The sequence below is a fragment of the Diaphorobacter sp. J5-51 genome (genome assembly GCF_001023515.1).
Classification (GTDB): Bacteria; Pseudomonadota; Gammaproteobacteria; order Burkholderiales; family Burkholderiaceae_C; genus Diaphorobacter; species Diaphorobacter nitroreducens.
Map to the genome: position 1 here is coordinate 75,492 of NZ_JSYI01000043.1, position 15,155 is coordinate 90,646.

At 68.1% G+C, this 15,155-nt stretch carries 15 protein-coding genes and 2 pseudogenes; 14 read left to right on the top strand and 3 right to left on the bottom strand.

The features are described from left to right. Position 1: 1 nt before the first annotated feature. From OX89_RS06365 to OX89_RS06425, 13 genes and pseudogenes are all read left to right on the top strand, one after another. Positions 2 to 1,453: a sodium:solute symporter family protein gene (locus OX89_RS06365; RefSeq protein ID WP_012655779.1), complete on the top strand. Its 1,452-nt coding sequence runs from the start codon at positions 2 to 4 to the stop codon at positions 1,451 to 1,453. A gap of 75 nt (positions 1,454 to 1,528) precedes the next feature. After that, positions 1,529 to 1,801: an FmdB family zinc ribbon protein gene (locus tag OX89_RS18105; protein ID WP_047349985.1), complete on the top strand. Its 273-nt coding sequence runs from the start codon at positions 1,529 to 1,531 to the stop codon at positions 1,799 to 1,801. Between the two features lie 15 nt (positions 1,802 to 1,816). Next, positions 1,817 to 2,440, top strand: a complete 624-nt coding sequence (locus OX89_RS06375) for a DUF502 domain-containing protein (protein ID WP_011804317.1) — start codon at positions 1,817 to 1,819, stop codon at positions 2,438 to 2,440. A 92-nt stretch (positions 2,441 to 2,532) separates the two neighbouring features. Beyond that, the gene (aspS, locus tag OX89_RS06380) at positions 2,533 to 4,344 is read left to right on the top strand and encodes an aspartate--tRNA ligase (protein WP_011804318.1); all 1,812 of its coding nucleotides are present in this window, start codon (positions 2,533 to 2,535) and stop codon (positions 4,342 to 4,344) included. 96 nt (positions 4,345 to 4,440) lie between these two features. Beyond that, a complete protein-coding gene (locus tag OX89_RS06385) occupies positions 4,441 to 5,244 on the top strand; it encodes a curli production assembly/transport component CsgG (protein WP_084002027.1) in 804 nt (267 codons plus the stop codon). 28 nt (positions 5,245 to 5,272) lie between these two features. Then, a complete protein-coding gene (gene nudB, locus OX89_RS06390; protein ID WP_041835903.1) occupies positions 5,273 to 5,725 on the top strand; it encodes a dihydroneopterin triphosphate diphosphatase in 453 nt (150 codons plus the stop codon). Beyond that, positions 5,722 to 6,489, top strand: a complete 768-nt coding sequence (locus tag OX89_RS06395) for an endonuclease/exonuclease/phosphatase family protein (protein ID WP_011804321.1) — start codon at positions 5,722 to 5,724, stop codon at positions 6,487 to 6,489. The genes nudB and OX89_RS06395 overlap by 4 nt, the downstream gene beginning before the upstream one ends. A 4-nt stretch (positions 6,490 to 6,493) precedes the next feature. After that, on the top strand, positions 6,494 to 7,723 hold the full coding sequence (gene clsB / locus OX89_RS06400) for a cardiolipin synthase ClsB (protein WP_047349986.1): 1,230 nt from the start codon (positions 6,494 to 6,496) through the stop codon (positions 7,721 to 7,723). A gap of 126 nt (positions 7,724 to 7,849) precedes the next feature. Further along, complete coding sequence (folE, locus tag OX89_RS06405) at positions 7,850 to 8,575, top strand: GTP cyclohydrolase I (RefSeq protein WP_011804323.1); 726 nt, start codon at positions 7,850 to 7,852, stop codon at positions 8,573 to 8,575. Positions 8,576 to 8,578: 3 nt separating this feature from the next. Beyond that, a complete protein-coding gene (locus tag OX89_RS06410; RefSeq protein WP_047349987.1) occupies positions 8,579 to 9,001 on the top strand; it encodes a BLUF domain-containing protein in 423 nt (140 codons plus the stop codon). 220 nt (positions 9,002 to 9,221) lie between these two features. After that, positions 9,222 to 9,791, top strand: a pseudogene (locus OX89_RS06415) (SMR family transporter); the annotation flags it as partial. Positions 9,792 to 10,059: 268 nt separating this feature from the next. Continuing rightward, a pseudogene (locus OX89_RS06420) lies at positions 10,060 to 10,371 on the top strand (EamA family transporter); the annotation flags it as partial. Between the two features lie 273 nt (positions 10,372 to 10,644). After that, the gene (locus tag OX89_RS06425) at positions 10,645 to 11,463 is read left to right on the top strand and encodes a DUF429 domain-containing protein (RefSeq protein WP_047349989.1); all 819 of its coding nucleotides are present in this window, start codon (positions 10,645 to 10,647) and stop codon (positions 11,461 to 11,463) included. Here the strand turns inward: OX89_RS06425 and OX89_RS06430 are convergent. Both OX89_RS06430 and OX89_RS06435 read right to left on the bottom strand, forming a co-directional pair. Continuing rightward, positions 11,453 to 12,139: a hypothetical protein gene (locus OX89_RS06430; protein ID WP_047349990.1), complete on the bottom strand. Its 687-nt coding sequence runs from the start codon at positions 12,137 to 12,139 to the stop codon at positions 11,453 to 11,455. The two genes, OX89_RS06425 and OX89_RS06430, sit on opposite strands and share 11 nt — an antisense overlap. Before the next feature lie 74 nt (positions 12,140 to 12,213). Next, the gene (locus OX89_RS06435) at positions 12,214 to 12,825 is read right to left on the bottom strand and encodes a hypothetical protein (RefSeq protein WP_047349991.1); all 612 of its coding nucleotides are present in this window, start codon (positions 12,823 to 12,825) and stop codon (positions 12,214 to 12,216) included. 129 nt (positions 12,826 to 12,954) lie between these two features. Between OX89_RS06435 and OX89_RS06440 the strand changes: the two genes are divergently transcribed. Then, positions 12,955 to 13,611, top strand: a complete 657-nt coding sequence (locus OX89_RS06440) for a LysE family translocator (RefSeq protein ID WP_011804329.1) — start codon at positions 12,955 to 12,957, stop codon at positions 13,609 to 13,611. 66 nt (positions 13,612 to 13,677) lie between these two features. Here OX89_RS06440 and OX89_RS06445 read toward each other — a convergent pair whose 3' ends face one another. Continuing rightward, entirely contained in the window at positions 13,678 to 15,081 is a 1,404-nt protein-coding gene (locus OX89_RS06445; RefSeq protein ID WP_047349992.1) for an amidase, read from the bottom strand. Positions 15,082 to 15,155 lie beyond the last annotated feature (74 nt).

The following is a 15,155-nucleotide window of genomic DNA, read 5'->3' on the forward strand; positions in this document are numbered from 1 at the left end:
CGTGTTGCTCTTCATGGTGATTGCCTACCTGTTTGTCACCATCGGCATTGGCTTGTGGGCTGCCCAACGGGTGAAGAACACGGCTGATTTCGCGATTGCCGGGCGCCACCTGCCCATGTACATGATCATCACCACCACGTTCGCCACGTGGTTCGGCTCCGAGATCGTGCTGGGCGTGCCCGCCAAGTTCATCGAAGGCGGGCTCAAGGCCGTGGTGGAAGACCCGTTCGGCGCCGGCATGTGCTTGATTCTGGTGGGGTTGTTCTTCGCGGCCAAGCTCTACCGCATGACACTGCTGACCATCAGCGACTACTACCGCGAGCGCTACGGCCGCGCAGTGGAGGTGATCTGCTCGCTCATCATCATGCTCAGCTACCTGGGCTGGGTGTCGGCGCAGGTCACGGCGCTGGGGCTGGTGTTCAATCTGCTGTCCGGCGGTGCCGTGAGCATCCCCATGGGCATGGCCATCGGCGTGCTGTCCATCCTGGTCTACACGCTGTGGGGTGGCATGTGGTCGGTGGCGGTGACCGATTTCATCCAGATGATCATTCTGGTGGTCGGCCTGGTGGTGCTGGCCTGGTTCGCCAGCGACATGGCGGGGGGCGCGGGCAAGGTGATCGAGCTGGCCACCAGCCGCGACCTGTTCCAGTTCTGGCCCGAACCCACCTGGCACGAGATCATCTTCTTCTTCGGTGCCGCCATCACCATGATGCTGGGCTCCATCCCGCAGCAGGACGTGTTCCAGCGCGTCATGTCGGCCAATACCGAGCGTGCCGCCACGCATGGCACGGTGATCGGTGGTACGGCCTACATCTTCTTCGCCTTCGTGCCCATGTTCCTCGTGGCAAGCGCGCTGCTGATCATGCCGCAGGAGACGGCCGAACTGCTCAAGGATGACCCGCAGAAGGTGCTGCCCACACTGGTGATGGACAAGATGCCGCTCGTCATGCAGGTGCTGTTCTTCGGTGCGCTACTGTCGGCCATCAAGTCCTGCGCCTCGGCCACACTGCTGGCGCCCAGCGTCACCTTCACCGAGAACATCTGGCGGCAGTTCCGCCCTGAAAAGATCAGCGACCGCGAGAACCTGCTGGCCATGCGCATCAGTGTGCTGGTGTTCGCGGTGGGTGTGCTGGCCTATTCCATCAAGATGGAAGGCACGCCCATTTACGAGCTGGTGTCCAGCGCCTATCAAGTGCCGCTGGTGGGGGCGTTCGTGCCGCTGGTATTCGGCCTGTATTGGAAGCGTGCCAACACGCAAGGCGCGCTGTGCGCTGTGGCGCTGGGCATTGGCGTGTGGCTGGTGTTCATGGTCACCCCCGCGCTGCATGAGGCGTTCCCCCAGCAACTCGCCGGCCTGCTGGCCGCCATGGTCGGCATGGTGGCCGGTTCGCTTGCGCCGCAGGTGGTGCGCAATTCCCATGCGCCGCACCACCGGGTGGTGGGGGTGGAGTGACGCACGGGCGCACGGTGCGGCCTGGGGTGCATGCCTATAATTGAAGGTTTTGCACATTCTTCGCACTTCTTCGTAATGCCTATTTACGCCTATCGATGCGGTTCCTGCGGCCATGCCAAGGACGTGCTGCAAAAAATCTCCGACGCGCCGCTCACCGTCTGCCCGTCCTGCGGTGCGCCGGCTTTTTCCAAGCAGCTGACGGCCGCGGGTTTTCAACTCAAGGGCACGGGCTGGTATGCCACCGATTTCAGCGGCCGTGCCAGTGCGCCTGCTGCGGCATCGGACGCTCCTAAAAAAGAAGCTGTCAGCGCTGCTCCAGCAAGCGCTGCGGCCACTTCTGACTCCTAACCTCGGATAACTCGCATGGCTGCCTTGCGCAAGTGGCTGTTCACGGGTCTGCTGGTCATCGTGCCCGGCGTCATCACCGCATGGGTGTTGAGCTGGATCGTGAGCACCCTGGATCAGACCCTCGCCATCCTGCCGGGCTCTTGGCAGCCAGACAAACTGCTGGGCTTTCACATCCCGGGCTTCGGGGTGCTGCTCACGCTCAGCATCCTGCTGGTGGTGGGGGCCTTGGCGAGCAACTTCGCGGGGCGCAAGCTGGTGGAGTGGGGCGACCGCCTGGTCAGCCGCATTCCCGTGGTGCGTTCGATCTACTCCAGTGTCAAGCAGGTTTCCGACACACTGTTCTCTGAAAGCGGCAACGCCTTTCGCACCGCCGTGCTGGTGCAGTGGCCGCGCGAGGGGGTGTGGACGGTGGCCTTCATCACCGGCGCGCCCAGCGGCGAGGTGGCGGCTTACCTGCGTGACGAGTATGTGAGCGTCTACGTGCCCACCACGCCCAATCCCACGGGCGGGTACTTCGTGCTCATGCGCAGGAGCGACTGCATCGAGCTGGACATGAGCATCGATGCGGCCCTCAAGTACATTGTGTCGATGGGGGTGGTGTCGCCACCCGACCCCGTTGCCACGGAACCCGCTCCATAAGAAAACCGTCGTCGCCCGCCCGTGCCTGTGCGCCGAGTGGGTGGAAAGAACAACCATCGTCGCGTCCCACGAGGACGCAGGAAGACTGATCCATGGCCATGCGCTCCCACTACTGCGGTCTTGTGACCGAAGCCCTCCTGGGCCAAACCGTCACCCTGTCGGGCTGGGTGAACCGTCGCCGCGACCATGGCGGCGTGATCTTTATCGACCTGCGCGACCGCGAAGGCTATGTGCAGGTGGTCTGCGACCCTGACCGTCCCGAGATGTTCAAGGTGGCCGAGGACGTCCGCAACGAGTTCTGCGTGCAGGTCAAGGGTTTGGTGCGCGCGCGCCCCGAAGGCACGACCAACGACAGCCTCAAGAGCGGCAAGATCGAGGTGCTGTGCCAGGAGCTCAACGTCCTGAACCCGTCCGTGACGCCGCCCTTCCAGATGGACGACGACAACCTGTCGGAAACCACGCGCCTCACGCACCGCGTGATGGACCTGCGCCGCCCGTACATGCAGCGCAACATGATGCTGCGCTACAAGACGGCCATCCAGGTGCGTAACTTCCTGGACAAGGAAGGCTTCATCGACATCGAAACGCCCATGCTGGGCAAGAGCACGCCCGAGGGAGCGCGCGACTACCTCGTGCCCAGCCGCGTGCACGACGGTCAGTTCTTCGCGCTGCCGCAGTCGCCCCAGCTCTACAAGCAGATGCTGATGGTGGCCGGCTACGACCGCTACTACCAGATCACCAAGTGCTTCCGCGACGAGGATCTGCGCGCCGACCGCCAGCCCGAGTTCACGCAGATCGACTGCGAGACCTCGTTCCTGAATGAGGAAGAGATCCGCGCCATCTTCCAGCGCATGATCAAGGAAGTGTTCCAGCAGCAATTGGGCGTGGACCTGGGCGAATTCCCCACCATGACCTACCAGGAAGCAGCGCACCGTTTCGGCTCCGACAAGCCTGACCTGCGCGTGAAGCTCGAATTCACCGAGCTGACCGATGTCATGAAGGACGTGGACTTCAAGGTCTTCTCCGGCGCCGCCAACATGAAGGGCGGCCGTGTGGTGGCCCTGCGCGTGCCCGGTGGCGCCCGTGAAGAGGGCGGCCTGTCGCGCGGCGAGATCGACGGCTATACCGAGTTCGTGAAGATCTACGGCGCCAAGGGTCTGGCTTACATCAAGGTCAACGATAAGGCCAAGGGCCGTGACGGCCTGCAGTCGCCCATCGTCAAGAACATCCATGACGCCGCACTGGCCGAAGTGCTCCAGCGCACGGGCGCGCAGGACGGCGACCTGCTGTTCTTTGGCGCCGACAAGGAAAAGATCGTCAACGACGCCATCGGCGCACTGCGCCTGAAGGTCGGCCACAGCGAATTCGGCAAGAAGAATGGTCTGTTCGAGAACCGCTGGGCGCCGCTGTGGGTGGTGGACTTTCCCATGTTCGAGCATGACGAGGAAGAAGACCGCTGGGTGGCCGTGCACCACCCCTTCACGTCGCCGAAGGACGGCCATGAGAACCTCATGGACACCGACCCCGGCAAGTGCATTGCGAAGGCCTACGACATGGTGCTGAACGGCTGGGAGCTGGGCGGCGGCTCGGTGCGTATCCACCGCGCTGATGTGCAGGCCAAGGTGTTTGCGGCGCTCAATATCGGCCCGGAAGACCAGCGCGCCAAGTTCGGCTACCTGCTGGACGCGTTGCAGTACGGCGCGCCTCCGCACGGCGGCCTGGCCTTCGGCCTGGACCGCCTGATCACGCTGATGACGGGAGCCGAGTCCATCCGCGACGTGATCGCCTTCCCCAAGACCCAGCGCGCCCAGGATCTGCTGACCCAGGCCCCTTCGCCTGTGGACGAAAAGCAGCTGCGCGAACTGCACATCCGCCTGCGCAACCCGCTGCCTGCAGCCCACTGAGGAGCGCGCGGGCTCCGACACCTAAGCGGCAGGCGCGTTCACGTGCCTGCCGTTTTTGTTTGCCATAACGTGTCCACAAGCTCTTGGAGGGAGACCATGCGCATGCTGTTCCGACGGCTGTCCCATATCGGTTTGCTGCTGTGCGTGGCGCTGGGGGGATCGGCTTGCGGCGAGAAGAAAACCGAGCTGGGCGAAGGCGGTTCGGTGGTCGCTGGCTCGGCCGGGCCCCAGGGCCCGCGCAACGCCGCGCGCGAGCTGCTGCGCTGCGACAGCCCCATGGCCACCGTGGCGCTGGCCGAGAGTCCCCACGGCTATGCCACGGGTGGTTACAACCTGCCCACCTCGCCCGTGCCCCTGATCAAGCTCATGGTGCAACAAAGCGGCTGCTTTCGCGTGATGGATCGTGGCGCGGGGCTGCGTGGTACGGTACAGGAGAGCGAATTGCGTGAATCCGGCGTGCTGCGCCCCAACTCGACCGTGGCCAAGGGGCGCGGCTATGAGGCGCAGTACACGCTCACTCCCAGCCTGACCTTCAGCGAAAGCGATGCCGGGCGCGGCCTGGCGGGCATCATGGGCATGATTCCGGTGCTGCGCGACCTGGCCGGCCTGATCGGCCTGGCCGAGCAGGTGAAGTTCAAGGAGGCGCAGACGGCGCTACTGCTGTCGGACAACGAAACCACCGAACAGGTGGCTGCCGCCACGGGCGCGGCCCGCACCACCGATCTGGGCATCGGCGGCATCATGATCGGGCGGCTGGGGGGTGCATCCGGGGCAGGTTGGAGCAACACCAACGAAGCCAAGGTGGTTGCCGCTGCCTTCCTGGATACGCACAACGCCCTGGTGGAGCAGGTGCGGGCGCTGCAAGCCAAGCCCCTGCCGCCGCCGGTGCCGAGCCGCTAGCGCAGCGCGCGTGCACAGGGACGGCGCCATGTACAAAATTCCCGAATCCGTGCTGGTGGTGGTGCACACGCCTGCGCTGGACGTGCTGCTGCTGCGCCGTGCCGACTCGGCCGAAGATTTCTGGCAATCGGTCACCGGCAGCAAGGATTTTGCGGGCGAGGACTGGGCCGTCACCGCCGCGCGCGAGGCGGCGGAGGAAACCGGCATCCAGGCGGCCGCTGCGGGCTGCGCGCTGCGCGACTGGGGCATGGAGAACATCTACAGCATCTACCCGCAATGGCGGCGCCGCTACGCGCCGGGTGTCTGCCTGAATACCGAGCGTGTCTTCGGCCTGTGCGTGCCGGCGCAGACGCCAGTGGCCTTGAATCCGCGCGAACACACGGCATATGCTTGGATGGGCTGGCGCGAAGCCGCGGACCGCTGCTACTCGCCTTCCAATGCCGAGGCCATACTCTGGCTGCCACGATTCGTTGGACGATGACCGCAACACCGATCGAACTGCCTGCCGAGCATTCCGGCATCCTGCGCGTAGCGACCTACAACATCCACAAGGGTGTGCAGGGGCTGGGCCCCGCGCGCCGGCTGGAGATCCACAACCTGGGCCTGGCGGTCGAGCAGCTCGATGCAGACATCGTCTGCCTGCAGGAGGTGCGCAGGATGAACCGCAAGGAGGCCAGCTACTTCGAGCGTTGGCCCCATGTGCCGCAGGCCGAGTACCTGGCCCCCGAAGGTTACGAAGCCATCTACCGCACCAATGCCTTCACGCGCCACGGAGAGCACGGCAACGCGCTGCTCACGCGCTGGCCGGTGATCGGCCACCAGCACGAGGACATCTCCGACCATCGCTTCGAGCAGCGCGGCCTGCTGCATGTGGAGGTGGAGATACAGGGCCGCCGGGTGCATGCCATCGTGGTGCACCTGGGCCTGGTGCCCGGCAGCCGCATCCGCCAGGTGGCGCAGCTGCAGCGCTTCATCGCGCGCGAGGTGCCCGAGGATGCCCCGCTGGTCGTTGCGGGCGACTTCAACGACTGGGGACTGCAGATCAAGCGCATGCTTGCGGGCTTCGGGCTCTTCGAGTACGACGATGCGCCCCAGGCCTTCACCTACCCCGCCCGTCTGCCCATGGTGCAGCTGGACCATGTGTACGTGCGGGGCCTCACCCCGCTGGGGCTGCAGGTGCCACGTGGGCGGATCTGGTGGCGCATGTCGGACCATTTGCCGCTGATCGCAGAGTTCAAGCTCTGACCCCATGGTCGCCCCCACGCGCGCGCACGCTACCGGCCGAGACCACCAGATCCAGCTGCTGCAGGGCACGCAGGAGTTGTTCCCGGCGCTGATCGCCGAGATGGATGCGGCGCTGTCCGATATCCAGTTCGAGACCTACATCTTTGACTGCACTGGCGCGGGCGCCGACGTGGCCGAGGCGCTGATGCGCGCAGCCCGGCGCGGCGTGCGCGTGCACCTGGCGCTGGACGGCGTGGGCACGGGGCGGCTGCCCGAGCCTTGGCGCACCCGCATGGTGCAGGCCGGCGTGCACGTGCAGGTGTATTCGCCGCTCGGCCCGCTGGGCCTGCTGCTGCCGATGCGCTGGCGCCGGCTGCACCGCAAGCTGTGCGTGGTGGATGGCTGCGTGCTGTTCTGCGGCGGCATCAACGTGCTGGACGACTTCCACGACCCCAACCACGGCGCGCTCACCGCGCCGCGCTTTGACTTTGCCGTGCGCGCCGAGGGCAGCCTGGTGCAGCAGGCCAGCGAGACCATGGAGCAACTGTGGTGGCGCATGCGCGCGGTGCGCGACGTACGCCAGCGCCGCCTGTCGCTGGCGCTGGCCGACCTGCGCGCCGCCAGCGCCGCACGCCTGGCGGCGCGGCGCGCCGAGAGCCGTGCGCGGGGCATGCGCGCCGAGCTGGTGCTGCGCGACAACGTGCGCAACCGTGCACGCATCGAGCGCGCCTACCTGCGCGCCATTGCCCGCGCGCGGCATGAGGTCATCATCGCCAACGCCTACTTCGTGCCCGGTGGCAAGCTGCGCCGCGCGCTGGTGCTGGCGGCGCGGCGCGGCGTGCGCGTACAGCTGCTGCTGCAGGGGCGGTACGAATACTTCATGCAATACCACGCAGCGCGGCCGGTGTACGGCACGCTGCTGGCGGCGGGCGTGGAGATTCATGAATACGCGCCCAGCTTCCTGCACGCCAAGGTGGCGGTGATCGACGCGGACAGCCGCCGCGCCTGGGCCACGGTGGGCTCGTCCAACCTGGACCCGCTGTCGCTGCTGCTGGCGCGCGAGGCCAATGTGATCGTGCGCGACGCCCCCTTTGCCCAGGACCTGCGCAAGCGGCTGCGCCACGCCATGGCCCACGAGGGCCGCCAGCTTGACCCGCAGCGCTACGCCGAACGCCCCTGGCGCGAGCGCGCGCTGGACCGCATCGCCTTCGGCATCATGCGCGCGGCCCTGTGGGTGACGGGCAACCGCTACTGAATGCCGCGCCCTGCCGGTGGGATAATATTGCTATTGTTTGGATAGCTGCTGGCGCTTGCCCCATAAGCGCTAGAGGCATAAAAGGCTTATAAAGCCTGGATCGGCATTCGCTGGTACCATGCCGCCATGTCTTCAGAACCCCCAGCACCCCTGAGCGGCGCCGCGCCCGACGAGGGTACGCCCGTCTCCGTCAAGATTCGCGAACGGCTGAACGCGGCGCGCCGGCGCTTCCATGCCAACGACAACATCGCGGAGTTCATCCAGCCCGGCGAGCTGGAGCGCCTGCTGGACGAGGTCGAAGCCAAGATGCAGGGCGTCCTCGACAGCATGGTGATCGACACAGCGGGCGACCACAACACGCAGGCCACGGCGCGCCGGGTGGCCAAGATGTACCTCAACGAGGTCTTCAAGGGCCGCTACGTGCAGCCGCCGGCGATCACCGAGTTTCCCAACGCCGAGCACCTGAACGAGCTGATGATCGTCGGCCCCGTCACCGTGCGCAGCGCCTGCAGCCACCACTTCTGCCCGGTGATCGGCAAGATCTGGATCGGCGTGCTGCCCAACGAGCACACCAACGTGATCGGCCTGTCCAAGTACGCGCGCCTCGTGGACTGGGTCATGGGGCGTCCCCAGATCCAGGAGGAGGCCGTGGTGCAGCTGGCCGACCTCATCATGGAAAAGACCCAGCCCGACGGGCTGGCCATCGTCATGGAGGCCAGCCACTTCTGCATGTCCTGGCGCGGTGTGCGCGAGATGGACAGCAAGATGATCAACTCGGTGATGCGCGGGGTGTTCCTCACCAACCCCACGCTGCGCCGCGAATTCCTGGCCCTCATTCCCCGAAGGAGCTGACCCATGCTGGTCCGTCTTCTCTACGTCAGCCGTGCCGTCGATACCTCGTCCGAGGCCATCGAGGCCATCCTCACCCAGTCGCGCCAGCACAACCCCGCCAGTGGCATCACGGGCGTGCTGTGCTACGGCGGCGGCATCTTCTTGCAGGCCATCGAAAGCGGGCGCTCGGCCGTCAGCGACCTGTACGGCCACATCCAGCGCGACCCGCGCCACAAAGACGTGGAATTGCTGGCCTTCGAGGAAATCACCGAACGCCGCTTTGGCGGCTGGACCATGGGCCAGGTCAACCTGACCAAGCTCAACCACTCCATCGTGCTCAAGTATTCCGAGCGGCCCGAGTTCGACCCCTATGCAGCTTCGGGCAAGGTGTCGTTCGCGCTGCTCGAAGAACTCATGGCCACGGCCAGCATCATCGGCCGGGCCTGAGGGTGGGCCGCCCCCTGAGCGGCTTGCGCCGCTGTCCCCGACTCCCGCGCGACGTGCGGGACGGGGGCGCCGTCAGTATGGCGGGGCGGTGGGGCCGGTCCAGGCGCTTGCCGGGCGGCGCACGTCTGGCGCATGCCGGTGCCGCCGTGGCGCACTGATGCCGCCGACCACCTCCTGAACGCCGCAGCCGGCCGCGAGGCGCTGCGGCGGCGGGCCCTTCATGTCGCTCAACGCCTTCGCACTCATCCTCCTCGCCGGCCTGATCCACGCCGGCTGGAACATCGCCGCCAAGAAGGCCGGCGGCGATGCGCGTTTCGCCTTCTTCACCTCGGTGCTCATGATGCTGGTGTGGGCACCGCTGGGCTGGTGGCTTGGGCGCGACGCCGTGCCGCTGTGGGGCGCGCGCGAGTGGGCCATCGTGGCCCTGAGCGGCGTGCTGCACGTGCTGTACTACGTGATCCTGCTGCGCGGCTACCGCAAGGCCGACCTCACCGTGGTCTACCCCCTGGCGCGGGGCACGGGGCCGCTGTTGACCGCGCTGGTGGCCGTCACGCTGCTGGGCGAGCGGCTGTCCGCCTGGGGCGTGCTGGGCATCGTGGCGGTGGTGGGCGGCGTTTTTCTGATTGCGGGCGGCCCCGGGCTGTTGCGCGCGGCGCACGACCCCCAGGCGCGCCTGCGTGTGCGCGCGGGCCTGCGCTACGGCGTGCTGACCGGCATCTTCATCGCCAGCTATACCGTGGTGGACGGCTACGCCGTCAAGGCCATGCTGCTGTCGCCCGTGCTGGTGGACTAGGGCCTGTTCACACTATTTTTGCCAGATGCGTTGCGATCAAAAAGGGCCAGGCGCAAGGCGCCAAACGAAGCTGGGGTGCTACCCCAGCGAGGCTTGGCAACGCCGCGAATGGCCCTTTTTGATCGCAACCCGGAGGGAACGGAGTGAAAACCGCGCCATTCGTCGTTGCCCTCCTAGCCAAGGCCCCGGCCTTGGCGTCGTCACGCGCCTAGATTGGCGCGGTTTTCACGCCATTCGCACTGGCAAAAATAGTGTGAACAGGCCCTACATGGGCAACTTCGTGCGCGTGGCAGTGCTCGCCCCCGTGGCCCTGCGCAACCGCGCCGAGACGGCGCGCCTGTGGGCCGGGCAGTGGCGCTTTGCGCTGCTGGTGGCCGTGGTGAGCCCGATCGCCTACGTGCTGGTGCTGTTTGCCATGCAGGAGGCGCCCATGGCCCACGTGGCGCCGGCGCGCGAGGTCTCCATGCTGTTCGCGGCGCTCATCGGCGGGCACCTGCTGGACGAGGGCGACCGCGCCGCGCGCCTGGCGGGGGCGCTGCTGATTGCCGCCGGCGTGGTGGCGCTGGCGCTGGGCTAGGGACTGTTCACACTGTTTTTGCCAGATGCGTTGCGATCAAAAGGGGCCAGGCGCAAGGCGCCAAACGAAGCTGGGGTGTGACCCCGGCGCGGCTTGGCAACGCCGCGAATGTCCCGTTTTGATCGCAACCCGAAGGGACCGGAGTGAGAACCGCGCCACGCGTCCTTGCCCTCCTAGCCAAGGCCCCGGCCTTGGCGTCGTCACGCGCCTAAATTGGCGCGGTTTTCACGCCCTTCGCACTGGCAAAAACAGTGTGAACAGGCTCTGGCTGCAATGCTGCTGGTAGGGTGCGATTTTTCCAGCAGTCCCAGCCGGGGCAAGCCCATCGTGCTGGCGCTGGGCGCGCTGCAAGGCGGCAGCGTGGTGCTGCAAGACCTGCAGCCGCTGGATACGCTCGCCGCCTTCGGCCGATGGCTGGCCGCGCCGCGCGCGTGGGTGGGCGGCTTCGATCTGCCCTTCGGCCTGCCCCGCGAACTGCTCACCGGACTCGGCTGGCCGCTCGAATGGGCGCGCAGCATCGCGCACTACCGCGGCCTCACGCGCGCGCAAGTGCGTGAAACCTTTGCCGCGTTCTGCGCCGCGCGCCCTGCCGGCGCCAAGCTGGCCCACCGCGCCACGGACCGTCCCGCAGGCTCCAGCCCGTCGATGAAATGGGTGAACCCACCCGTGGCCTACATGCTGCACGCGGGCGTGCCGCTGCTGCTGGAGGCCGGCGTGCACCTGCCTGGCCTGCATGCCGGGGACCCGCGGCGCGTGGCGCTGGAGGCCTACCCCGGTCTGCTGGCGCGCGAGCTGATCGGGCGGCGCAGCTACAAGAGCGACGCGCGTGCGCGCCAGACGGCCGACCGGCACGCGGCGCGCACGGAGCTGCTGCGCCGCCTGGAGTGCGGCGACACCCGCCTGGGCCTGCGCCTGACAGTGGATGCCGCGCAGCGCGCGGCACTGCTGGACGACGGCAGCGGCGACCGCCTGGATGCGGTGCTGTGCCTGCTGCAGGCCGCATGGGCATGGCGCTGCCGGCAGCAGGGCGACCTGCGCTACGGCCTGCCGCCCGACATGGACCCGCTGGAGGGCTGGATCGTCACGGCGTAACGTCTGGTCGTGCAGGTGCCGCGTCCAGCTCCACCCAGCCTGCGCCGCATTGCACATGCGCGCCGCCATGCCGTGCCAGGCAGAGCAGCGCAGCGGCATCCAGGGGCGGGACTGGCTGGGACGCGAATGCCGCCAGGCCGGCGTCCGCCTGTCCGTCCGCCTGCACCCGCAGGCCGCTGCGGCCTTGCACGGCCTGCAGCGTGATGCGTGCGGGAGGCGGGGAGCCCGCTTCCGCCAGGTGATAGAGGGCGCCCAGCAGCAGGCACAGGGTGGTGTGTGCCGCGACGGGCGTCTCGGGCAACGGGCCGGGCGCTTGCAGGTCGGTGCCGCGCATGGCCAGCAGCGGCCGGGCCAGCTGAACCGTCTGGGCGGCCACGGCCGCCAGGGGCTGAGCGCTGTCCTGCGCGGGCAGGTCCCAATGGCGCAGGCGCTTGGCACTGTCGGCCAGGCGGGTCAGGTGGCCTTCGAACTGCTCCACCCGCTCCACTGCCTGTGCGGGCGGCAACTCGCCCGTACCGAGCCGGCGCTTGAGCACGGTGGCCGCCATGCGCATGGCCGACAGCGGCCCCGCCAGGTCGTGCCGCACGGCGGGCATGGTGCGCGCAAGGATGGCGCTTTGCACGCCCAGCGCCATCCAGGCCTGGACGGGATCGTTGTCGGTGGGGAGGGTATTCATGGGCTGGCTGATTGGAACCGGGCGCCGGCGCCGGCAGGGTAGGACGGGGGCGCGAGTTGCCGCGCCGCCGCGCTTCAGCGCACTGGGCCGGTCAGGGCGAGGTAAGCGGCGCGCGTTTCCGGCGAAACCGCAGCCACCAGCTGGGCGTGCGGCGTCTGGTGGCGCGCCAGCGTGCGGGCCGATGCCACGGTCTTGGACTTGCAGAACCAGTGGCAGGTGTGCTGCATCAGCAGCAGCTCGGCCGTCATGGTGAAGGCCTTGTCGCGCGGCGACAGGCCGGCGTCGTTGCGTGCCACGCGGGCGATGCCGCGCGCGTGCACGTCAATGGCCTCGCGCATGTCGAAGGTGGCGGCGGGCAGCAACTGCGTGGCAAACGGCAGGCCCAGCGCCAGGCGGCTCGCGCGCGCCAGCGGTGCGGGCACGCGGCGGAAGTCTGCCGCAAAGCGCTCAAACTGTTCGCTCAACTGTGCCTCACTGCTGGCCAGCAGGTTCAGCACCTGCTGGCGGCGCTCGGGGTCCTGTTCGCCCATGGCGCGCAGGTAGCCCTGGGTCAGTGTCTCCATGAGCCGTTCGATCTGGTAGGGCTGCAGATGCTGCGCCAGCAGCACGATGCGCCGGCGCTGCTGCTGGGTGTTGAGCATGTAGGCGCCGGTGGCCGCGAGGGCCACCACGAATAAAAGGTCCATGGCAGACAAGTCCGTGAAAAGCGGGCGAAACCGTCGATTGTCGTGCCTGCGCACGCGGCGGCCGTGTGCGCGGTGCAGAATGGTGCGCCGCCGCTCCGGCGGTTCTCTGTCCCACCCTCAGACCGTCCCATGCCTTCGATCGAAACCCTTGTCGCGTTCTTTGGTGTTTCCGTGCTGCTGGCGCTCACGCCGGGGCCCGACAACCTGTTCGTGCTGCTGCAGTCGGCCCAGCGCGGCTGGCGCGCGGGCATGTGCGTGGTGCTGGGGCTGTGCCTGGGGCTGGTGGGGCACACCACGGCCGTGGCGCTGGGACTGGCGGCCGTGTTTGCCGCGTCGGCCGTGGCGTTCACGGTGCTCAAGTTCTGCGGCGCCGCCTATTTGGCCTATCTGGCCTGGGGGGCGTTGCGGGCGCCGGCCAGCGTGCCCGAGGAGGCGCCCGCCACGGGCGCGGCGATGGCGCCGGGCGCCCGCGTGCCCGGTGGTGCACTGCGCATGGTGGGGCGCGGTGTGGTGATGAACCTGACCAACCCCAAGGTGCTGATCTTCTTCCTGGCCTTCCTGCCGCAGTTTGCCGACCCCGCGCGCGGCGGCATGGCGCGGCAGATCCTGGTGCTGGGGGTGGTGTTCATGCTGGCCACGTTCCTGGTGTTCGGGGCCATCGCATGCTTCAGCGGGGCGTTCGGCGCGCTGCTGCAGCGCTCGGCGCGCGCGCAGCGCATGCTCAACCGCGTGGCGGGCCTGGTGTTCCTGGGCCTGGCCGTGCGGCTGGCCACAGCCGAGCGCTGATACTTCACTTTTTATAGCTGCTAGCGCTTGTCTATCAAGCGCTGGAGGCCATTTTGGCTTGTGCCTTCAAGGTGCGGGCGGCGCGGGCCAGGGCCGCTGCGCGCCGCGCAACTGCTCGAAGGCGTGGGCCAGTTGCAGTACGCCCAGGTCGTCAAAGCGCTGTCCGGCAATCTGCAGCCCGATGGGCAGGCCGCTGGCGTTGTAGCCGCAGTTGACCGACGCTGCCGGCTGCTCCGACATGTTGAACGGCACGGTGAAGGCAATGTGCTCCAGCGGCCGCAGCGGGTCGTCGGTGGGCGAGGGCAGCTCGGCCGCGAAGGCGGTGATGGGCGCCACGGGCGAAAGCACGTAGTCGTACCCCGCGCAGGCGCGCACCGTGGCTACGCGCGTGGCGTGGAACTGCTGGCTGGCCTCGTACACGTGGGCCGCGCTGAGCGTGGCGGCGCTATCCGCCCAGGCGCGGATGTAGGGCAGCACCTTGCCCCGCTGCTCGACGGTGAGCGTGCGCATGTCCATGTGCGAGCGCATGCGCCAGAAGTGGTCCATGCCGTCCAGCATGGCGCGCGTGAGGAGCGGCTCCATGGGCTCGACGATGGCGCCCGCGTCGGCCAGGCGCTGCGCGGCGGCCTGCACGGCGGCGCGCACCTCGGGATCGGTAGCCAAGCCGCAGCCCGCGTCCAGCAGCAGCCCCAGGCGCAGGCCGCGCAGGCGCTGCGTGCCGGGCGCGAGCCGCAGCCAGTCGATGGGCTGTGCTGGCAGGCTCATGCTGTCGCGCGCGTCGGGCTGCGACAGCACCTGCATCATCAGCGCGGCGTCCTCCACGCCGCGCGTCATGGGGCCGGCCGCGCGGCCGGTGTAGGGCGGATCGATGGGAATGCGGCCCAGGCTGGGCTTGAGCGTGAAGATGCCGCACCAACTGGCCGGCAGGCGCAGCGAGCCGCCGATGTCCGTGCCCACGTGCAGCGGCCCGTAGCCCGCCGCCGCCGCCGCGCCCGCGCCGGCGCTGGAGCCGCCCGGGCCCTTGGACAGGTCCCAGGGGTTGCGCGCCAGCGGATGAAAGCTCGACAGCCCCGAGGACAGCATGCCGTAGTCGGGCATGGTGGTCTTGGCCAGCAGTACGGCGCCCGCCTCGCGCAGACGGGCCGCAGGCGGTGCGTCGGCCGCGGCGGGCACCAGCGGCAGCGCCGCGGTGCCCAGCGGTGTGGGATCGCCCTGCGTGGCGATGTTGTCCTTGAGGGTGACGGGTACGCCGTCCAGCGGGCCGCAGGGGGCGCCGCGCAGCCAGCGGGCCTCGCTCTGGCGGGCCTGGGCCAGCGCAGCCTCGGGGCGCAGCAGGTAGGTGGCCTGCAGGTGAGGCTCCCACCGCGCGACGTGGCTGAGCACGTCGAGCAACGCGTCCACCGGAGAGATCTGGCGGCTGCGGTAGCCGGCGAGCAGTTCGCTGGCGGACAGCTCGTGCAATTGCGTCATGGCGATCCTTGTGTCATCGCGGAGGCGGTGTGGAGAGAACGGCTGTTCCACCCGGGCGGAAGTGGCCGTGCCGA